The following is an 18,585-nucleotide window of genomic DNA, read 5'->3' on the forward strand; positions in this document are numbered from 1 at the left end:
CGGCGCCGAGGCCGCCCTGGAATTCGGCGCCACCTTCGACGGGATCCGGCCCCCGGCCGTCCGTGTGCCCGGCGCTGCCCTCGAGAAGGCCCTGACCGAACTGGACCCGCGGGTGGCCGACGCCCTGCGGGTGATGATCGAGCGCACCCGCGCGGTGCACGCCGACCAGCGCCGCACCGACGTGACGACCACTTTGGGCCCGGGCGCGACGGTCACCGAGCGGTGGGTTCCCGTCGACCGGGTGGGTCTCTACGTGCCCGGGGGCAACGCCGTCTACCCGTCCAGCGTGGTGATGAACGTCGTGCCGGCCCAGGCCGCCGGGGTCGCCTCGCTGGTGGTGGCCAGCCCGCCGCAGGCCCAGTTCGACGGTCTGCCGCACCCGACGATCCTCGCCGCCGCCCGGCTGCTGGAGGTCGACGAGGTGTGGGCCGTGGGCGGCGCGCAGGCGGTGGCGCTGCTGGCCTACGGCGGCACCGATCTCGACGGCGCCGAGTTGGCGCCCGTCGACATGATCACCGGGCCCGGCAACATCTACGTCACCGCCGCCAAGCGGCTGTGCCGGTCGCGCGTCGGCATCGACGCCGAGGCCGGCCCCACCGAGATCGCGATCCTGGCCGACCACACCGCCGACCCGGCGCACGTGGCGGCCGACCTGATCAGTCAGGCCGAGCACGACGAGATGGCGGGCAGCGTGCTGGTCACCCCCAGCGCGGAGCTGGCAGCGGCCACCGAGGCCGAGCTGGCCGCCCAGCTGCGCACGACCGTGCACCGCGACCGGGTGACGGCTGCACTCGGTGGCCGCCAGTCGGCCATCATCCTGGTCGACGACCTGGACGCCGGGGTCACCGTCGTCAATGCCTACGCCGCCGAACACCTGGAGATCCAGACCGTCGACGCGCCGGCCGTGGCGGGCCGAATCCGTTCGGCCGGCGCCATTTTCGTCGGCCCGTATGCGCCGGTGAGCCTCGGCGACTACTGCGCCGGATCCAACCACGTGCTGCCGACCGCCGGCAGCGCCCGGCATTCCAGCGGACTGTCCGTGCAGACCTTCCTGCGCGGCATCCACGTCGTCGACTACACCGAGGCGGCCCTGAAGGACGTGTCCGGACACGTGATCGCGCTGGCCGAGGCCGAAGACCTGCCGTCACACGGCGAAGCGGTGCGGCGGAGGTTCGAGCGATGAGCATCGAGAAGCCCACGCGCCAACCGACACTGGACGACCTGCCGCTGCGCGAGGACCTGCGCGGCAAATCACCCTACGGCGCACCGCAATTGGATGTCCCGGTGCGGTTGAACACCAACGAGAACCCGCACCCGCCCAGCACGGCGCTCGTCGACGACGTGGTGCGCTCGGTGGGACAGGCCGCCGCCGATCTGCACCGCTATCCCGATCGCGACGCGGTGGCCCTACGCAGCGACCTGGCCGCCTACCTGAGCGCCCAGACCGGTGTCGCGCTAGGTGCGGAAAACCTTTGGGCGGCAAACGGTTCCAACGAGATTTTGCAGCAGCTGCTGCAGGCGTTCGGCGGCCCCGGGCGCAGTGCCATCGGATTCGTCCCGTCCTACTCGATGCACCCGATCATCTCTGACGGCACCCGCACCGAATGGCTGCATGCCGCCCGCGCCGACGACTTCAGCCTGGACGTGGATACCGCCGTGGCCGCGATCATCGACCGCCGGCCCGACGTGGTGTTCGTCGCCAGCCCGAATAACCCGTCCGGACAGAGCGTTTCGCTGCCGGACCTGCGGCGGCTGCTCGACGTGGTGCCCGGCATCCTGATCGTCGACGAGGCCTACGGCGAATTCTCCTCGCAACCCAGCGCGGTCGCGCTGGTGGCGGAGTATCCGACCAAGCTCATCGTCTCGCGCACCATGAGCAAGGCGTTCGCGTTCGCCGGCGGCCGGCTTGGCTACCTGATCGCCACCCCGGCGGTGATCGACGCGATGCTGCTGGTGCGGTTGCCGTATCACCTGTCGGTGCTCACCCAAGCCGCCGCGCGGGCCGCCCTGCGGCACGCCGACGACACGCTGGGCAGCGTGGCGACCCTGATCGCGGAACGCGAACGCGTCTCGACGGCCTTGACCGGCATGGGTTTTCGGGTGATTCCCAGCGACGCCAACTTCGTGCTGTTCGGTGAATTCGCCGACGCGCCGGCCACCTGGCAACGCTATCTGGACGCCGGAGTGCTGATCCGCGACGTCGGAATCCCCGGCTACCTGCGCGCCACCACCGGGCTGGCCGAGGAGAACGACGCCTTTTTGCAAGCCAGCGCCCAGATCGCCGCCACCGAACTGGCCCCAGCCACCTCAGTAGGAGCGATCGCAAGCGCGGCCAAGCCGCGTGCGGCGGGTCGCGACCATGTGTTAGGAGCCCCGTGAGCACCGAAACCCGCCGCGCCCGCATCGAGCGCCGCACCAAGGAATCCGACATCGTCGTCGAACTCGACCTCGACGGCACCGGCCGGGTCGACATCGACACCGGTGTGCCGTTCTACGACCACATGCTGACGGCCCTGGGCAGTCACGCCAGCTTCGACCTGACCGTGCGCACCAAGGGCGACGTCGAGATCGAGGGGCACCACACCATCGAGGACACCGCGATCGCACTCGGCCAGGCGCTCGCCAAGGCCCTGGGTGACAAACGGGGCATCCGCCGGTTCGGTGACGCCTTCATCCCGATGGACGAGACGCTGGCCCACGCGGCGGTCGACGTGTCCGGCCGGCCCTACTGCGTGCACAGCGGGGAACCGGATCACTTGCAGCACACCACCATTGCCGGCAACTCGGTGCCCTATCACACCGTCATCAACCGGCACGTGTTCGAATCGCTGGCCATGAACGCGCGCATCGCGCTGCACGTGCGCGTGCTGTACGGGCGCGACCCGCACCACATCACCGAGGCACAGTACAAGGCGGTTGCCCGCGCGCTGCGCCAGGCGGTCGAGTCCGACCCCCGCGTCTCGGACGTGCCGTCCACCAAAGGGGTGCTGTGACGGCGCACAAGAAAGTCGTCGTCCTCGACTACGGCTCGGGCAACCTGCGGTCGGCTCAGCGCGCGCTCGAGCGGGTCGGCGCGTCGGTCGAGGTGACCGCCGACGCCGCCGCCGCGGCCGCCGCCGACGGGCTGGTGGTGCCCGGCGTCGGTGCGTACGAGGCCTGCATGACGGGACTGCGCGGCATCGGCGGCGACCGCATCATCGCCGACCGGGTGGCCGCCGGGCGCCCGGTACTGGGCGTCTGTGTTGGGATGCAGATCCTGTTCGCCCACGGCGTCGAATTCAGCGTGGAGACCGCGGGCTGCGGGCAGTGGCCGGGATACGTCACGCGACTGCAAGCTCCCGTCATCCCGCACATGGGCTGGAACATCGTCGAATCCGGGCCCGGCACAGTGCTGTTCAAGGGACTCGACGCCGACACCCGGTTCTACTTCGTGCACTCCTATGCCGCCCAGCAGTGGGAAGGTTCGCCGGATGCGGTGCTGACGTGGGCCACTCACGAGGGCCCGTTTCTGGCCGCGGTCGAGGACGGGCCGCTGTCGGCCACCCAATTCCACCCGGAGAAGAGCGGGGATGCCGGCGCGGCCTTGTTGAGCAATTGGGTCCGGGGATTGTGACGGACCTCGCGCCGGCGCTTTGTGTCAAGCAACCGCCGCGGACGCACGTCACCCGTCGCGTGCCCGGCACACAGGAGGAAATGTGTTGATCTTGTTGCCCGCGGTCGACGTGGTCGACGGCCGCGCCGTGCGTCTGGTGCAGGGCAAGGCGGGCAGTGAAACCGAATACGGCTCGGCGCTGGACGCCGCGCTGACCTGGCAGCGCGACGGCGCCGAATGGATCCATCTGGTGGATCTGGACGCGGCGTTCGGGCGCGGTTCCAACCGCGAGCTGCTGGCCGAGGTGGTCGGCGAGCTCGACGTGCGGGTGGAGCTGTCCGGCGGCATCCGCGACGACGACTCGCTGGCCGCCGCCCTGGCCACCGGCTGCGCTCGGGTCAACCTGGGCACGGCGGCCCTGGAAAACCCGCAGTGGTGCGCCCGCGCGATCAGCGAGCACGGCGAGCGGGTGGCCGTGGGCCTGGACGTGCAGATCGTCGACGGCGCGCACCGGCTGCGCGGGCGGGGCTGGGAGACCGACGGCGGTGACCTGTGGGAAGTGCTGGAACGCCTTGACGGGCAAGGCTGTTCGCGGTTCGTGGTCACCGACGTGACCAAGGACGGCACCCTGGGCGGGCCCAATCTGGACCTGCTGGCGTCGGTCGCCGAGCGCACCGACGCCCCGGTGATCGCCTCCGGCGGCGTGTCCAGCCTCGACGACCTGCGCGCGATCGCCACCCTCACCGGCCGCGGTGTCGAGGGCGCCATCGTGGGCAAGGCCCTCTACGCCGGGCGGTTCACCTTGCCGCAGGCGCTGGCCGCGGTGGCGGAGTAGCGCCGCATGGACGTGCACACGTTGGTGGCCCAGGCGTCGGCGATCCTCGACGACGCGGCCGAGCCGTTTCTGTCCGGGCACCGCGCCGATTCCGCGGTCCGCAAGAAGGGCAACGACTTTGCCACCGACGTCGACCTCGCGATCGAGCGTCAGGTGGTCGCCGCGCTCGTCGAGGTCACCGGGATCGGGGTGCACGGCGAGGAGTTCGGCGGTTCGGCCGTCGACTCCCCGTGGGTGTGGGTGTTGGACCCCGTCGACGGCACCTTCAACTACGCGGCCGGATCGCCGATGGCCGGGATCTTGTTGGGCCTGCTGCACCACGGCGACCCGGTGGCCGGGCTGACCTGGCTGCCGTTCTTCGACCAGCGCTACACCGCGGTGGCGGGCGGACCGTTCCGCAAGAACGGGGTGCCGCAGCCGCCGCTGACCTCCATCGACCTGGCCGACGCCCTGGTCGGCGCCGGGTCGTTCAGCGCGGACGCGCGGGGCCGGTTCCCGGGACGCTACCGGATCGCGTTGCTGGAGAACCTGAGTCGGGTCTCGTCGCGATTGCGCATGCACGGCTCCACCGGACTCGACCTCGCGTTCGTCGCCGACGGAATATTAGGCGCGGCAGTAAGTTTCGGCGGCCACGTGTGGGATCACGCCGCCGGGGTCGCGCTGGTGCGAGCCGCCGGCGGTGTCGTCACCGACCTGGCCGGGCAGCCGTGGACCCCCTCGTCGGATTCCGCGCTGGCGGCGGGCCCCGACGCCCACGCCGAGATCCTGGAAATCCTGCGCGCCACCGGCCGACCGGAAGATTACTGAGATGCCCCCGAGTCCCAAGGGCCTGGCGGTGCGGGTGATCCCGTGCCTGGACGTCGACGGCGGCCGCGTGGTCAAGGGCGTCAACTTCGAAAACCTCCGGGACGCGGGCGATCCCGTGGAGCTGGCGTCCGCCTATGACGCCGAAGGCGCCGACGAGCTCACCTTCCTCGACGTGACGGCGTCGTCGTCGGGACGGGCGACCATGCTCGACGTGGTGCGCCGCACGGCCGAGCAGGTTTTCATCCCGCTGACCGTCGGCGGCGGCGTGCGCACCGTGGCCGACGTCGACGTCCTGCTGCGTGCGGGCGCCGACAAGGTCTCCATCAACACCGCCGCGATCGCCCGGCCCGAGCTGCTGGCCGAGATGGCACGGCAGTTCGGTTCCCAGTGCATCGTGCTGTCCGTCGATGCCCGCACGGTGCCCCCGGGGGCCGTGCCGACGCCGTCGGGCTGGGAGGTCACCACCCACGGCGGGCGCCGGGGCACCGGTCTCGACGCGGTCGAATGGGCTTCGCGCGGAGCCGATTTGGGGGTGGGGGAGATCCTGCTGAACTCGATGGACGCCGACGGCACCAAAGCGGGGTTCGACCTGGAGATGCTGCAGGCGGTGCGTTCGGCGGTCACGGTCCCGGTGATCGCCAGCGGCGGCGCCGGGGCGGCCGAGCACTTCGCGCCGGCGGTCGCGGCCGGCGCCGACGCGGTGTTGGCCGCCAGCGTGTTCCACTTCCGGGAGCTGACCATCGGGCAGGTCAAGGCGGCCATGGCCGAGGCGGGAATCGCGGTAAGGATGGCCCGATGACGCTCGACCCGAAGATCGCGGCCCGGCTGAAGCGCAACGCCGACGGCCTGTTCGCCGCCGTCGTGCAGGAGCGCGGCAGCGGCGACGTGCTGATGGTCGCCTGGATGGACGACGCGGCGCTGGCCCGCACCCTGGAAACCCGTGAGGCGACCTATTATTCGCGGTCCCGCGGCCAGCAGTGGATCAAGGGGGCGACGTCCGGTCACACCCAGTACGTCCACTCGGTGCGGCTGGACTGCGACGGCGACACCGTGCTGCTGACGGTCGACCAGGTCGGTGGGGCGTGTCACACCGGTGACCACAGCTGCTTCGACGCCGACGAGCTGCTGCCCCCGCCGAGCTGACCCGACGGACCAGCCGGCACCGAGCCGTCCAGCATGTCCGGACGTGTCTAGGGTCACCTTCCGCGCACATGGGGCCATGACATCGACAAGAATGGCAGTCAATGTCGAAATGGCTGTCCTGGAACATCGTTGTGCCGGTGCTTTCCGTCATCGTGCTGGCAGTGATCTGGGGCGAGAAACTGGGACCGGTTCTTGTCGGGGTGGCGGCGCTGTTTCTCATCGGTGCGGTGGTTGCCGCGGTGCACCACGCGGAGGTGGTCGCCCACCGGGTCGGCGAGCCCTTCGGGTCGCTGATACTCGCGGCCGCGGTCACCATCATCGAGGTGGCCCTCATCGTCACCCTGATGACATCCGGCGGCAACGAAGCCGCGACGCTGGCCAGGGACACCGCATTCGCCGCGCTGATGATCACCACCAACGGGATCGCCGGGTTATCGCTGCTGCTCGGCTCCCGACGCTATGGCGTGACCCTGTTCAACGCCGAAGGCGCTGGAGCCGCCCTGGCCTCGGTCACCACGGTGGCCACGTTGAGCCTGGTTTTGCCCGCCTTCACCACCGGGCGCCCGGGCAGGGAGTTCACCCCCAGCCAGCTCGGCTTCGCCGCGATCGCCACGCTCTTGGTGTACCTGCTGTTCGTGTTCACCCAGACCATGCGGCACCGCGATTTCTTTCTGCCGATCGCGCAGAGGGGCCAAAAGCGCGTGTTCGAGGACGAGAGTCACGCGGATCCACCCACCAGGCGGCAGGCGCTGAGCAGCCTGGTGCTGCTGCTCTGCGCGCTGGTGGCGGTGGTCGGCCTGGCCGAGGAGGAATCACCGGCCGTCGAACACGCGGTGGTGATGGCGGGCTTGCCGCAGTCGTTCGTGGGCGTGATCATCGCGGCGCTGGTGCTGCTGCCCGAGACGCTCGCGGCGGCTCGGTCGGCGCGAAAGGGCCGCATCCAAATCAGCCTGAACCTGGCGTACGGCTCGGCGATGGCCAGCATCGGGCTCACCATCCCGACGATCGCGCTGGCGTCGATCTGGCTCAAGGGGCCGCTGGTGCTCGGCCTCGGCGCCATCCAGCTGGTGTTGCTTGCCCTGACGGTCGTGATCAGCATGCTGACGGTGGTGCCCGGGCGGGCGACCCGCCTGCAGGGCGAGGTACATCTGGTGCTGCTGGCCGCCTACGTGTTCTTGGCGATCAACCCCTGACCGCTACGCGCGGCCCCGCAGCGTCGCCAGCGCCTTGTCGGCGTGGCCGTTCATGTTGAATTCGCTGGAGATCACCTCGAGCACCGTGCGGTCGGTGTCGATGACGAACGTCGTGCGCTTGACCGGCATCAGCTTGCCGAGCAGGCCGCGCTTGACGCCGAACTGGGTGGCGACGGCGCCGTCGGTGTCCGACAGCAGCGGGTAGTCGAACTTCTGCAGGTCGGCGAACTTGGCCTGCTTGGGCACGGCGTCGGCGCTGATGCCCACCCGGTTAGCGCCGACCGCGGCGAACTCGGCGGCCAGGTCGCGGAAGTGGCACGCTTCCTTGGTGCAGCCGGGCGTCATCGCGGCCGGGTAGAAGAACAGCACAACGGGCCCGCCGGAGAGCAGTTCGCTGAGCTTGCGCGGCGTCCCGGTCTGATCGGGCAGTTCGAAGTCCGCGACGGTGTCACCAGGTTTCATGGCGGACACGCTACGCCGGACGCTGTCCCGCTCGGGTTTCCACGCGTCTGGAAGGATGGATCGGTGCACGCCCACCCTGCCGCGACGACCTCACGAGAGGCTTTTCGCCAGCTGGCGGCCGAGCACCGTGTGGTCCCGGTGACCCGCAAGGTGCTGGCCGACAGCGAGACTCCGCTGTCGGCCTACCGCAAACTCGCCGCCGACCGCCCGGGCACCTTCCTGCTGGAGTCCGCCGAGCACGGCCGGTCCTGGTCGCGGTGGTCGTTCATCGGCGCGGGATCGCCGTCGGCGCTGACCGTGCGCGACGGTGAAGCCGTCTGGCTCGGCGTGGTGCCACGGGACGCGCCGACCGGGGGCGACCCGCTGCAGGCCCTGCGCACCACCCTGGAAGTGCTGGCCACCGGCCCGCTCGAGGGGCTGCCCCCGCTGTCGGGCGGCATGGTCGGGTTCTTCGCCTACGACATGGTGCGGCGCCTGGAACGGCTGCCCGAGCTGGCCGTCGACGACCTGAAGCTCCCCGACATGTTGCTGCTGCTGGCCACGGATGTGGCGGCGGTCGATCATCACGAGGGGACCATCACGCTGATCGCCAACGCCGTGAACTGGAACGGAACCCAGGACGGCTTCGACGAGGCCTACGACGACGCGATCGCCCGCCTGAACGTGATGACCGCGGCGCTGGGTCAGCCGTTGCCGTCGACGGTCGGCACGTTCGAGCGGCCCGAGCCGCGCTACCGCGCGCAGCGCAGCGTCGAGGAGTACGGCAAGATCGTCGACTACCTCGTCGAACAGATCGCCGCGGGCGAAGCGTTCCAGGTGGTGCCCTCGCAACGGTTCGAGATGGACACCCAGGTGGACCCGATCGACGTGTATCGGATGTTGCGGGTCACCAATCCGAGCCCCTACATGTATCTGCTGCATGTGCCGAATGACGCTGGCGGAACCGACTTTTCGATCGTCGGCTCCAGCCCGGAAGCGCTCGTCACCGTCTGCGAAGGCGTCGCGACCACCCACCCGATCGCGGGAACCAGGTGGCGCGGCGACACCGACGAGGAGGATCACCTGCTGGAAAAGGAGCTGTTGGCCGACGAGAAGGAACGCGCCGAGCACCTGATGCTGGTCGATCTGGGCCGCAACGATCTGGGGCGGGTCTGCGCGCCGGGCACCGTGCGCGTCGAGGACTACAGCCACATCGAGCGCTACAGCCACGTCATGCACCTGGTGTCGACGGTGACCGGCACGCTCGACGAGGGCCGGACCGCGCTGGATGCGGTGACGGCCTGCTTCCCGGCCGGCACCCTGTCCGGCGCGCCGAAGGTCCGGGCCATGGAGCTGATCGAAGAGGTGGAGACGACCCGCCGCGGCCTGTACGGCGGCGTGGTCGGCTACCTGGACTTCGCCGGCAACGCCGACTTCGCGATCGCCATCCGCACCGCCCTGATGCGCGACGGCACCGCGTACGTGCAATCCGGGGGCGGGGTGGTGGCGGACTCCAACGGCCCCTACGAGTACACCGAGGCGACGAACAAGGCCCGCGCGGTGCTCAGCGCGATCGCCGCCGCCGAGACGCTGACCGAACCCGGGTCCGATGAGTGAGGCCGGCGCGGACACCGGTCGGCCGACCGGCCGCTGGCTGATCCGGATTGCCCAGATCGTCCTGGTGGTCGCCGCGGGGGCGTTGTGGGTGGCCTCGCGGCTGCCGTGGGTCGTCATCCGCTCGTTCGACGGGCTGGGGCCGCCCAAACAGGTGACTTTGGCCGGCGGCGCCTGGTCGACGGCGCTGTTGCCGTTGGCGCTGCTGCTGCTGGCCGGGGCCGTCGCCGCCATCGCCGTGCGGGGATGGCTGCTGCGCGCACTCGCGGGGCTGCTGGCGGTGGTCAGCCTGGCGGTCGGCTACCTCGGGATCAGCCTGTGGGCGCTGCCCGACGTGGCGGTCCGCGGCGCCGAGCTGGCCCACGTGTCGGTGATGACGCTGGTCGGAAGCGAACGGCGGTACTGGGGCGCCGGCGTCACGGTGGTGGCCGCGGCGTGCACGCTGATCGCGGCCGTACTGCTCATGCGATCCGCGTCGGACTCGCGATCCGCCCGCTCGAGCGCACGAAAGTACGCGACACCGGCGACGCGCCGGTCGATTGTGCAACGCGAAGAGGCCGACGGGGCGATGCTGGAGCAGCCGGAGACGCCGGGAATGTCGGAGCGGACGATCTGGGACGCGCTTGACGAGGGGCGCGACCCGACCGATCGGGCGGGTGGGTCTGACACCGAGGGTCGGTGACGGGCCGCAAGCCGCGGGCCGCTACCCTTCATTCACGTCGTCGCGATCGGCTGGGGACACCAAAGTGGCCGTGGGATGACAGCGGACGAACAGGGCGAAGGGAAACGACAGGCATGAGTCCGGCAACCGTGCTTGACTCCATCCTCGAGGGAGTCCGGGCCGACGTTGCCGCGCGGGAAGCGCTCATCAGCCTGTCCGAGATCAAAGCCGCCGCGGCGGCCGCGCCGCCGCCACGCGACGTGATGGCCGCCCTGCGCGAGCCGGGAATCGGCGTCATCGCCGAAGTCAAGCGCGCCAGCCCGTCGGCGGGCTCCCTGGCGACCATTGCCGATCCGGCCAAGCTGGCCCGCGCCTACGAAGACGGTGGCGCCCGCATCATCAGCGTCTTGACTGAGGAGCGACGTTTTCACGGCTCGCTCGACGACCTCGACGCGGTGCGCGCGGCGGTCTCGATCCCGATTCTGCGCAAAGACTTTGTCGTGCAGCCCTATCAGATTCACGAAGCGCGTGCGCACGGCGCCGACATGCTGCTGCTCATCGTCGCCGCGCTGGAGCAGTCGGCGCTGGTGTCGATGCTGGATCGCACCGAATCGCTGGGCATGACGGCGCTCGTCGAGGTGCACACCGAAGAAGAAGCCGACCGGGCGCTCAAGGCCGGCGCCAAGGTAATCGGCGTCAACGCCCGCGACCTGGCGACGCTGGAGGTGGACCGGGATTGCTTCGCGCGCATCGCACCCGGGCTGCCCAGCAACGTGATCAGGATTGCCGAATCCGGTGTGCGCGGTACCGCAGACCTGCTGGCGTATGCGGGTGCGGGTGCCGACGCCGTGTTGGTCGGCGAAGGTCTGGTCAAAAGCGGTGACCCGCGCGCCGCGGTTGCCGACCTGGTCACCGCGGGCACCCATCCGTCCTGTCCGAAACCGGCTCGCTAGTCGCTTCGTCACTGAAGAGCCCCTGCGCTGATACGTTGAACGCCATGAGCCATCCCCGCGTAGAGCATTGGTGATGGTGGACCTGTCCCGCCCGGACCTTCCGCATCCGAGCGCAGCCATCGCCGAACCCACCCGCCACGAACCGGATGCGGGTGGCCATTTCGGCGTCTACGGCGGCCGCTATGTCGCCGAGGCGTTGATGGCCGTGATCGAAGAGGTCACCGCCGCCTACGAGAAGGAACGGGTCAACCAGGATTTCCTGGACACGCTCGATTACCTGCAGGCGCATTACGCCGGCCGGCCCTCACCGCTGTACGAGGCGCCGCGGCTGTCCGAACAGGCCGGCGCACGGATCTTCCTCAAGCGAGAAGATTTGAACCACACCGGTTCTCACAAGATCAACAACGTGCTCGGTCAGGCGTTGCTGGCGCAGCGCATGGGCAAGAAGCGGGTGATCGCCGAGACCGGGGCCGGGCAGCACGGCGTCGCCACCGCCACCGCGTGTGCCTTGCTGGGCCTGGAATGCGTGATCTACATGGGTGCGGTGGACACCGAGCGCCAGGCGCTCAACGTCGCACGGATGCGCTTGCTGGGAGCGACGGTCGTCGCGGTCGCCAGCGGCTCGAAAACGCTCAAGGACGCCATCAATGAGGCGTTTCGGGATTGGGTTACCAATGCCGACAACACCTTCTACTGCTTCGGCACCGCGGCCGGCCCGCATCCCTTTCCCGCCATGGTGCGCGACTTTCAGCGGATCATCGGCCTCGAGGCGCGCGCCCAGATCCAGGCCCAGGCCGGACGCTTGCCCGACGCCGTGGTGGCCTGTATCGGCGGTGGATCCAACGCCATCGGCATCTTCCACCCTTTCATCGACGATCCGGGCGTGCGGCTGGTCGGTTTCGAGGCGGCCGGCGACGGTGTCGAAACCGGAAGGCACGCCGCGACCTTCAGCGGCGGCTCGCCCGGCGCGTTTCAGGGGTCGTTCTCGTATCTGCTGCAGGACTCCGACGGGCAGACCATCGAATCCCATTCCATCTCAGCGGGTCTCGATTATCCGGGTGTGGGTCCCGAACACGCGTACCTGCGCGAGATCGGGCGCGCCGAGTACCGTCCGATCACCGACTCGGAGGCGATGGATGCGTTCCGCGTGCTGTGCCGCACGGAAGGGATCATCCCGGCGATCGAATCGGCGCACGCCGTCGCCGGCGCGCTGAAATTGGGACCCGAATTGGGGCAGGGGGCGATCGTCGTGGTGAACCTGTCCGGGCGCGGTGACAAGGACGTCGAGACGGCCGCGAAGTGGTTCGGGCTGTTGGGGTCCAGCGATCGATGACCGTCAAGCAGAGCGAAGCGAGCAGACTTCAGTCGATCTTCGACGGCTGCCGCAACGACAATCGGGCGGCGCTGATCGGTTATCTGCCCACCGGTTATCCCGACGTGCCGACGTCCGTGAACGCAATGACCGCACTGGTCGAATCGGGTTGCGACATCATCGAAGTCGGGGTGCCCTATTCCGATCCCGGCATGGACGGCCCCACCATCGCGAAGGCGACGGAGGCCGCGCTGCACGCCGGCGTGCGCGTGCGCGACACCCTTGCCGCGGTCGAGGCGATCAGCGCCGCCGGTGGGCATGCGGTGGTGATGACCTACTGGAACCCCGTGTTGCGCTACGGCGTTGACGCGTTCGCCCGGGATCTGGCAGCGGCCGGAGGGTACGGCCTGATCACCCCCGATCTCATCCCCGACGAAGCCGCGCAGTGGCTGGCGGCATCCGAGGGGCACGGCCTGGACCGGATCTTCCTGGTGGCGCCGTCCTCGACGCCGCAGCGGTTGGCGGTGACGGTCGAGGCGTCGCGCGGATTCGTCTATGCCGCTTCGACGATGGGCGTGACGGGGGCGCGTGACGTCGTGTCCAACGCCGCCCCCGAGTTGGTGGGCAGGGTCAAAGAGATATCGGACATACCCGTCGGTGTCGGCCTGGGGGTCCGGTCGGGAGAGCAAGCCGCCCAGATCGGCAGCTACGCCGACGGTGTCATCGTGGGGTCGGCGCTGGTGACGGCGTTGGGGGACGGGGGATTGACTGCATTGCGCACGCTGACTGAGGAACTCGCGGCCGGTGTCCGTCGGGGGGCGTCCGCCTCGTGACAAAGCTGCTGGCCTACTTCCCGAGCCCGCCGCAGGGTGTCTGGCACCTGGGGCCGTTGCCCATCCGGGCCTACGCGCTGTTCATCATCGCCGGCATCGTGGCGGCGCTACTGATCGGTGATCGGCGCTGGGAGGCGCGCGGTGGCGAGCGCGGCGTGATCTACGACATCGCGCTGTGGACGGTGCCATTCGGCTTGATCGGTGGTCGGCTCTACCACCTGGCCACCGACTGGCGAACCTATTGGGGCCCCGGCGGCGCGGGACTCGGGGCGGCCGTGCGGATCTGGGACGGCGGCCTGGGCATCTGGGGCGCGGTGGCGCTGGGCGGCGTCGGCGCCTGGATCGGCTGCCGCCGGCGCGGGATTCCGCTTCCGGCCTTCGCCGACGCGCTGGCTCCGGGAATCATTCTGGCGCAGGCGATCGGCCGGCTCGGTAATTACTTCAACCAGGAGCTCTACGGCCGCGAAACGACGCTGCCCTGGGGTCTGGAGGTGTTCTACCGCCGCGACCCCACCGGGTACATCGACCCGCATTCGCTGGACGGCATCTCGACGGGCCAGATCGCTTTCGTGGTGCAGCCGACGTTCCTCTACGAACTACTCTGGAACCTGCTCATTTTCGTGGTCCTGATCTATGCCGACCGGCGCTTCACGCTGGGCCACGGCCGGTTGTTCGCGCTATATGTGGCGGGCTATTGCGTCGGGCGGTTCTGCGTCGAGCTGCTGCGCGACGACACCGCCACCCACATCGCGGGCATCCGGATCAACTCGTTCACATCGACTTTCGTGTTCATCGGTGCCGTGGTGTATCTGATGGCGGCGCCCAAGGGGCGCGAAGATCCCGAGAGCCTGCGCGGCAACGAATACCTCGAGGAGGAAGAGGCGCAGGCCGAGTCGGACGCCGAGCCCGCGACGGTGGCGGCGACGACGGCTGCCGCCGGTGCCGGCGCCGTTGCCGCGGCCGATGCGCCGGCAGGCCGCGAAGAGGCGGCGGACTCCGACGAGATCCCCGCCGCCGAGCCGGAAGTCGAAGAACCGGTGGCGGACTCGGCGGAGGCCGTCACCGAGCAGCAACCCGCCGAGGTCGAGGCCGAAGAGCCCGAGCCCGCGGAGGAATCCGAGGAACCGGAGGTCGAGGCGGCGGCTGACGAGGCCGCGACCGAGACGGTGGCCGCGGATTCCGGTGCGGAGGAAGCCGACGCGGCCGAGCTCGAGGCAGCGGAGCTCGAGGCCGACGACGAGGAACCGGAAGAGCTCGAAGCCGAGGAACCCGAAGCGAAAGACGAAGAGCCCGAAGCTGAAGAGGCCGAGGCCGAAGAGCCCGAAGCTGAAGAGCCGGAAGCCGAAGAACCGGAATCCGAAGAGCCGGAAGCCGAAGAGCCCGCATCCGAAGAACCGGGAGCCGAAGAGCCGGAAGCCGAGAAGCCACAGCCCGAACCCGCCATCGAAACGGCCCCGGCTCAACCGGAAGCGCGGCGGCGCTGGGGCTCGCGCCTGCGCAACCGCCTGGGCCGCTGACCGCCGAGTGCCGCCCCATTTCATCGGCCCGGGCGCACCGGATCTGGCATCCTGAAAAGCGTGACCACCGCAGGGTCAGCTGCTCGATGACCCAACCCCACTCGCCCGCGCACGCCCCGGGACACTCCCATCCGGATGGGATGGGGCGTCATCGCCTCGTCATCTCGGCCGGAACCGGCCTGGCGCTGGGCGGCGCGCTCACCTATGTCGCCCTGGCCGACCCCCACAGTCCCAGTTCGATCTACCCGCCGTGCCCGTTCAGGATGCTCACCGGCTGGAACTGCCCGTTTTGCGGTGGGCTGCGGATGACGTATGACCTATTGCACGGTGACCTGCTGGCCGCCGTCCACGACAACGTCTTCCTGCTGGTAGGAATCCCGCTGCTGGCAATGTGGGCGCTGGTCCGCCGCGCCCGCGGCAGGGCTTTGCCGTCGCGCGCGGCGTTGCTGGCGGTCGTGGCCGCGACGATCGCGTGGGCGGCGCTGCGTAACCTGCCCGCCTTCCCGCTGTTTCCCACCGTTCTTGGTGGGTAAGAGCACACTGCCCGGCGTCCGCCATCTGCGGGCCGTGGGGGTCGCACACGACTATGCTGGGTCGGCGTGAGTAGACGCGGAAAGATCGTCTGCACCCTTGGCCCTGCGACCAATTCGGATGAGTCGATCCAGGCCCTGGTTGAAGCCGGAATGGACGTTGCCCGGCTGAACTTCAGCCACGGCGACTACTCGGATCACAAGGCCGCTTACGAGCGCGTCCGTTCGGCTTCCGACGCCACCGGCCGCGCCGTCGGCGTACTCGCCGACTTGCAGGGCCCCAAGATCCGGTTGGGGCGTTTCGCCACCGGTCCCACCTACTGGGCCGACGGCGAAACCGTCCGGATCACCGTGGCGGACTGCGAGGGCGACCACGACCGGGTGTCGACCACCTACAAGAAGCTGGCCACCGACGCCGCCGTCGGCGACCGGATTCTGGTCGACGACGGCAAGGTCGGCCTGGTGATCGAAGGCATCGAGGGGGACGACGTCATCTGCACCGTCGTCGAGGGCGGGCCGGTCAGCAACAATAAGGGCATTTCGCTACCCGGCATGAACGTGTCCGCACCGGCCTTGTCGGAGAAGGACATCGAGGACCTCACCTTCGCGCTGGAACTCGGCGTCGACCTGGTCGCGCTCTCCTTCGTGCGTTCGCCATCCGACGTCGAGTTGGTGCACGAGGTGATGGACCGGGTGGGCCGGCGGGTGCCGGTGATCGCGAAGCTGGAGAAGCCGGAGGCCGTCGACAACCTGGAAGCCATCGTGCTGGCGTTCGACGCCATCATGGTGGCCCGCGGCGACCTCGGTGTCGAGCTGCCCCTGGAAGAGGTTCCGCTGGTGCAGAAGCGGGCCATCCAGATGGCCCGGGAGAACGCGAAACCCGTCATCGTCGCCACCCAGATGCTGGATTCGATGATCGAGAGCTCACGACCCACTCGCGCCGAGGCCTCCGACGTCGCCAACGCCGTCCTCGACGGCGCCGACGCGGTGATGCTGTCCGGGGAAACCTCGGTGGGCAAGTACCCGATGGCGGCCGTGCGGACCATGGCGCGCATTATCTGCGCCGTCGAGGACAATTCGACGGCCGCCCCGCCGTTGACGCACGTGCCCCGCACCAAACGCGGGGTGATCTCGTATGCGGCCCGCGACATCGGCGAGCGGCTGGACGCCAAGGCGCTCGTCGCGTTCACCCAGTCCGGCGACACGGTCAAGCGCCTCGCGCGCCTGCACACCCCGCTGCCGCTGCTGGCCTTCACCGCGTGGCCCGAGGTGCGCAGCCAACTCGCCATGACCTGGGGCACCGAGACGTTCATCGTCCCGATGATGACCTCGACCGACGGCATGATCCGCCAGGTCGACAAGTCGCTCCTGGAACTAGGTCGCTACAAGCGTGGCGACCTGGTGGTCATCGTCGCCGGTGCGCCACCTGGCACAGTAGGGTCAACCAACCTCATCCATGTGCACCGGATCGGGGAGGACGACGTCTAGCGCGAGGAGAGCGTGTGCCGGCCGGCTGTGAGCCCCAGGAGCCGTACGCGGCGGAACAAGCCGCAATACCGACCCATTCGGACTTCACCGAACTGCTGGCGACACTCGACCTCGAGCGCGTCGAGGACGACCTGTTCATCGGCTCGCATCCGAGCAAGAACCCCATGCGAACATTCGGTGGTCAGCTCATGTCGCAGTCGTTCGTCGCGAGCAGCCGCAGCCTGGTTCGTGACGACCTGCCGCCGAGCGCGCTGTCGGTGCACTTCATCAACGGGGGCGACACCGCCAAGGACATCGAATTCCGCGTGACCAGGCTGCGCGACGAGCGCCGCTTCGCCAACCGGCGCGTCGATGCGGTGCAGGACGGCACGCTGTTGAGCTCGGCGCTGATCTCCTACATGGCCGGGGGCCGCGGCCTCGAACACGGCGTCCAGCCGCCGGAGGTGGCCGAACCGCACACGCAGCCCACCATCGGCGAACTGTTGCGCGGTTACGAGGAGACCGTTCCGCACTTCGTCAACGCCCTGCAGCCCATCGAATGGCGGTACACCAACGACCCCGCCTGGGTGATGCGCACGAAGGGCGAGCGGCTGCCGCACAATCGGGTCTGGGTGAAGGCGTTGGGGGAGATTCCCGACGACCCCGTATTGCACACGGCAACAATGGTGTATTCGTCGGACACCACCGTTTTGGACTCGGTTATCACCACGCACGGTCTTTCCTGGGGATTCGACCGCATATTCGCCGCGTCGGCCAATCATTCCATTTGGTTTCATCGGCAGGTCGACTTCAACGACTGGGTGTTGTACTCCACATCGTCACCGGTCGCGGCCGATTCGCGCGGGCTGGGCACCGGGCACTTCTTCGACCGGTCCGGCCTGCCGCTGGCCACGGTGGTGCAAGAAGGCGTGCTGAAATACTTCCCTTCTTCCCGTCGTTAAAACGTGACCCGATAGCCGCGAAATCTCCGCGCTAATTCCGCCTTGTAATGGCCGTGATGCGGCGTAGCTTTAACGTAGCCGGGTATTCGGTGCAGAGGCGGCAACCAAGCCGCCCAGCTGTTGTCAGCGCATCGGGAGGTGGGTGTGAACGGGCCGGTGGTGGGCGTCACGGTAGCGAGGCCCCGCGCGCGCGAACGCGTTGTCGTTTCGGTCGATTCACTCGCGGCCCGCTTGCTCGGCGCTCTGGCGCTGTTCGGCGCGGCGTGCTGGCTCATCGAGATCCTCGCCCGCCACCACAGCCAACCCAGTTGGCAGTACACCGACCGGTTGGCGTGGTCGTTGACGGTGCTGGTGGCGGTGGCCTGGATGGCCCGCGGCATCTTTTTGGGCCGGCCCGTGACCACGATGCACGCGGCCGCCGCGGCCTTCTTCGTGCTGGCGGGACTGGGTTTGCATGTGTTGTCCTTCGATCTGCTCGGCGACGTGGTGATCGCCAGCTCAGGCATGGTGTTGATGTGGCCGACGACCTCCCATCCGCGGCCGGGTGACCTGCCGCGGTTGTGGAAGTTGATCGACGCGACCGCCGGCGATGCGTTGGCGCCGTTCACCATGCAGACCGGCAAGAGCTACCACTTCACCGCCGACGGGACCGCGGCGCTGGCCTACCGGACGCGGCTGGGGATCGCCGTGGTCGGCGGTGACCCGATCGGTGACGAGGCGCACTT

Annotated in this window: 20 protein-coding genes; 19 read left to right on the plus strand and 1 reads right to left on the minus strand. The window is 69.2% G+C overall.

From position 1 onward, the window contains the following. From hisD to A5646_RS16690, 9 genes are all read left to right on the plus strand, one after another. Positions 1-1,183, plus strand: a 1,183-nt coding sequence (gene hisD / locus A5646_RS16650; protein WP_067022768.1) for a histidinol dehydrogenase, incomplete at its 5' end; no start/stop codon positions are given. Next, positions 1,180-2,379 carry a histidinol-phosphate transaminase gene (locus A5646_RS16655; RefSeq protein WP_067022770.1) on the plus strand — a complete coding sequence of 400 codons (1,200 nt, stop codon included), beginning with the start codon at positions 1,180-1,182 and terminating at the stop codon, positions 2,377-2,379. The genes hisD and A5646_RS16655, both read left to right, overlap by 4 nt. After that, positions 2,376-2,993, plus strand: coding sequence for an imidazoleglycerol-phosphate dehydratase HisB (gene hisB / locus A5646_RS16660; protein WP_066864107.1), 618 nt, complete (start codon positions 2,376-2,378; stop codon positions 2,991-2,993). The genes A5646_RS16655 and hisB overlap by 4 nt, the downstream gene beginning before the upstream one ends. Continuing rightward, positions 2,990-3,613, plus strand: a complete 624-nt coding sequence (gene hisH / locus A5646_RS16665) for an imidazole glycerol phosphate synthase subunit HisH (RefSeq protein ID WP_067022775.1) — start codon at positions 2,990-2,992, stop codon at positions 3,611-3,613. The genes hisB and hisH overlap by 4 nt, the downstream gene beginning before the upstream one ends. Before the next feature lie 82 nt (positions 3,614-3,695). Continuing rightward, positions 3,696-4,427, plus strand: a complete 732-nt coding sequence (gene priA, locus A5646_RS16670) for a bifunctional 1-(5-phosphoribosyl)-5-((5-phosphoribosylamino)methylideneamino)imidazole-4-carboxamide isomerase/phosphoribosylanthranilate isomerase PriA (RefSeq protein WP_067022778.1) — start codon at positions 3,696-3,698, stop codon at positions 4,425-4,427. A gap of 6 nt (positions 4,428-4,433) precedes the next feature. Next, positions 4,434-5,234: an inositol monophosphatase gene (locus tag A5646_RS16675; RefSeq protein ID WP_067022780.1), complete on the plus strand. Its 801-nt coding sequence runs from the start codon at positions 4,434-4,436 to the stop codon at positions 5,232-5,234. Position 5,235: 1 nt separating this feature from the next. Next, entirely contained in the window at positions 5,236-6,033 is a 798-nt protein-coding gene (hisF, locus tag A5646_RS16680; protein ID WP_067022784.1) for an imidazole glycerol phosphate synthase subunit HisF, read from the plus strand. Next, positions 6,030-6,377, plus strand: a complete 348-nt coding sequence (gene hisI, locus A5646_RS16685) for a phosphoribosyl-AMP cyclohydrolase (protein WP_066864097.1) — start codon at positions 6,030-6,032, stop codon at positions 6,375-6,377. The genes hisF and hisI overlap by 4 nt, the downstream gene beginning before the upstream one ends. Positions 6,378-6,478: 101 nt before the next feature. Continuing rightward, the gene (locus A5646_RS16690; RefSeq protein WP_066864094.1) at positions 6,479-7,570 is read left to right on the plus strand and encodes a calcium:proton antiporter; all 1,092 of its coding nucleotides are present in this window, start codon (positions 6,479-6,481) and stop codon (positions 7,568-7,570) included. Between the two features lie 3 nt (positions 7,571-7,573). Here the strand turns inward: A5646_RS16690 and A5646_RS16695 are convergent, their stop codons facing one another. After that, positions 7,574-8,032 carry a peroxiredoxin gene (locus tag A5646_RS16695; protein WP_066864091.1) on the minus strand — a complete coding sequence of 153 codons (459 nt, stop codon included), beginning with the start codon at positions 8,030-8,032 and terminating at the stop codon, positions 7,574-7,576. A 63-nt stretch (positions 8,033-8,095) separates the two neighbouring features. Here A5646_RS16695 and A5646_RS16700 point away from each other — a divergent pair, with 63 nt between their 5' ends. The 10 genes from A5646_RS16700 to A5646_RS16745 all read left to right on the plus strand — a co-directional run. Continuing rightward, positions 8,096-9,628: an anthranilate synthase component I gene (locus tag A5646_RS16700; protein WP_066877335.1), complete on the plus strand. Its 1,533-nt coding sequence runs from the start codon at positions 8,096-8,098 to the stop codon at positions 9,626-9,628. Beyond that, positions 9,621-10,307, plus strand: coding sequence for a TIGR02234 family membrane protein (locus tag A5646_RS16705; protein WP_067022785.1), 687 nt, complete (start codon positions 9,621-9,623; stop codon positions 10,305-10,307). The genes A5646_RS16700 and A5646_RS16705 overlap by 8 nt, the downstream gene beginning before the upstream one ends. 113 nt (positions 10,308-10,420) lie before the next feature. Continuing rightward, a complete protein-coding gene (gene trpC, locus A5646_RS16710) occupies positions 10,421-11,239 on the plus strand; it encodes an indole-3-glycerol phosphate synthase TrpC (protein WP_066864082.1) in 819 nt (272 codons plus the stop codon). 70 nt (positions 11,240-11,309) lie between these two features. Further along, positions 11,310-12,572, plus strand: coding sequence for a tryptophan synthase subunit beta (gene trpB, locus A5646_RS16715; protein ID WP_197505217.1), 1,263 nt, complete (start codon positions 11,310-11,312; stop codon positions 12,570-12,572). Then, positions 12,569-13,384 (plus strand): tryptophan synthase subunit alpha, encoded by an 816-nt coding sequence (trpA, locus tag A5646_RS16720; RefSeq protein ID WP_067022790.1) that lies wholly within the window; start codon positions 12,569-12,571, stop codon positions 13,382-13,384. The genes trpB and trpA overlap by 4 nt, the downstream gene beginning before the upstream one ends. Further along, positions 13,381-14,901, plus strand: a complete 1,521-nt coding sequence (locus tag A5646_RS16725) for a prolipoprotein diacylglyceryl transferase (RefSeq protein WP_067022794.1) — start codon at positions 13,381-13,383, stop codon at positions 14,899-14,901. The genes trpA and A5646_RS16725 overlap by 4 nt, the downstream gene beginning before the upstream one ends. Positions 14,902-15,041: 140 nt before the next feature. Beyond that, positions 15,042-15,434, plus strand: coding sequence for a DUF2752 domain-containing protein (locus tag A5646_RS16730; protein ID WP_231998346.1), 393 nt, complete (start codon positions 15,042-15,044; stop codon positions 15,432-15,434). Positions 15,435-15,500: 66 nt separating this feature from the next. Next, positions 15,501-16,919, plus strand: a complete 1,419-nt coding sequence (pyk, locus tag A5646_RS16735) for a pyruvate kinase (RefSeq protein WP_066864067.1) — start codon at positions 15,501-15,503, stop codon at positions 16,917-16,919. 65 nt (positions 16,920-16,984) lie between these two features. Beyond that, positions 16,985-17,860: an acyl-CoA thioesterase II gene (locus tag A5646_RS16740; protein ID WP_156748861.1), complete on the plus strand. Its 876-nt coding sequence runs from the start codon at positions 16,985-16,987 to the stop codon at positions 17,858-17,860. 144 nt (positions 17,861-18,004) lie between these two features. Then, on the plus strand, positions 18,005-18,585 hold a 581-nt coding region (locus tag A5646_RS16745), incomplete at its 3' end, for a phosphatidylglycerol lysyltransferase domain-containing protein (protein ID WP_156765628.1).

Source organism: Mycobacterium sp. 1245499.0 (assembly GCF_001673615.1).
Lineage (GTDB): Bacteria > Actinomycetota > Actinomycetes > Mycobacteriales > Mycobacteriaceae > Mycobacterium > Mycobacterium europaeum_A.

Excerpts from the sequence above, each read along its gene's own strand:
- A5646_RS16705 (WP_067022785.1), top strand. The coding sequence starts at position 9,621 with ATGAGTGAGGCCGGCGCGGACACCGGTCGGCCGACCGGCCGCTGGCTG.
- trpC (WP_066864082.1), top strand. The coding sequence starts at position 10,421 with ATGAGTCCGGCAACCGTGCTTGACTCCATCCTCGAGGGAGTCCGGGCC.
- A5646_RS16690 (WP_066864094.1), top strand. The coding sequence starts at position 6,479 with ATGTCGAAATGGCTGTCCTGGAACATCGTTGTGCCGGTGCTTTCCGTC.
- A5646_RS16675 (WP_067022780.1), top strand. The coding sequence starts at position 4,434 with ATGGACGTGCACACGTTGGTGGCCCAGGCGTCGGCGATCCTCGACGAC.
- A5646_RS16695 (WP_066864091.1), bottom strand. The coding sequence starts at position 8,032 with ATGAAACCTGGTGACACCGTCGCGGACTTCGAACTGCCCGATCAGACC.
- A5646_RS16730 (WP_231998346.1), top strand. The coding sequence starts at position 15,042 with ATGGGGCGTCATCGCCTCGTCATCTCGGCCGGAACCGGCCTGGCGCTG.
- hisF (WP_067022784.1), top strand. The coding sequence starts at position 5,236 with ATGCCCCCGAGTCCCAAGGGCCTGGCGGTGCGGGTGATCCCGTGCCTG.
- A5646_RS16655 (WP_067022770.1), top strand. The coding sequence starts at position 1,180 with ATGAGCATCGAGAAGCCCACGCGCCAACCGACACTGGACGACCTGCCG.
- trpA (WP_067022790.1), top strand. The coding sequence starts at position 12,569 with ATGACCGTCAAGCAGAGCGAAGCGAGCAGACTTCAGTCGATCTTCGAC.
- hisI (WP_066864097.1), top strand. The coding sequence starts at position 6,030 with ATGACGCTCGACCCGAAGATCGCGGCCCGGCTGAAGCGCAACGCCGAC.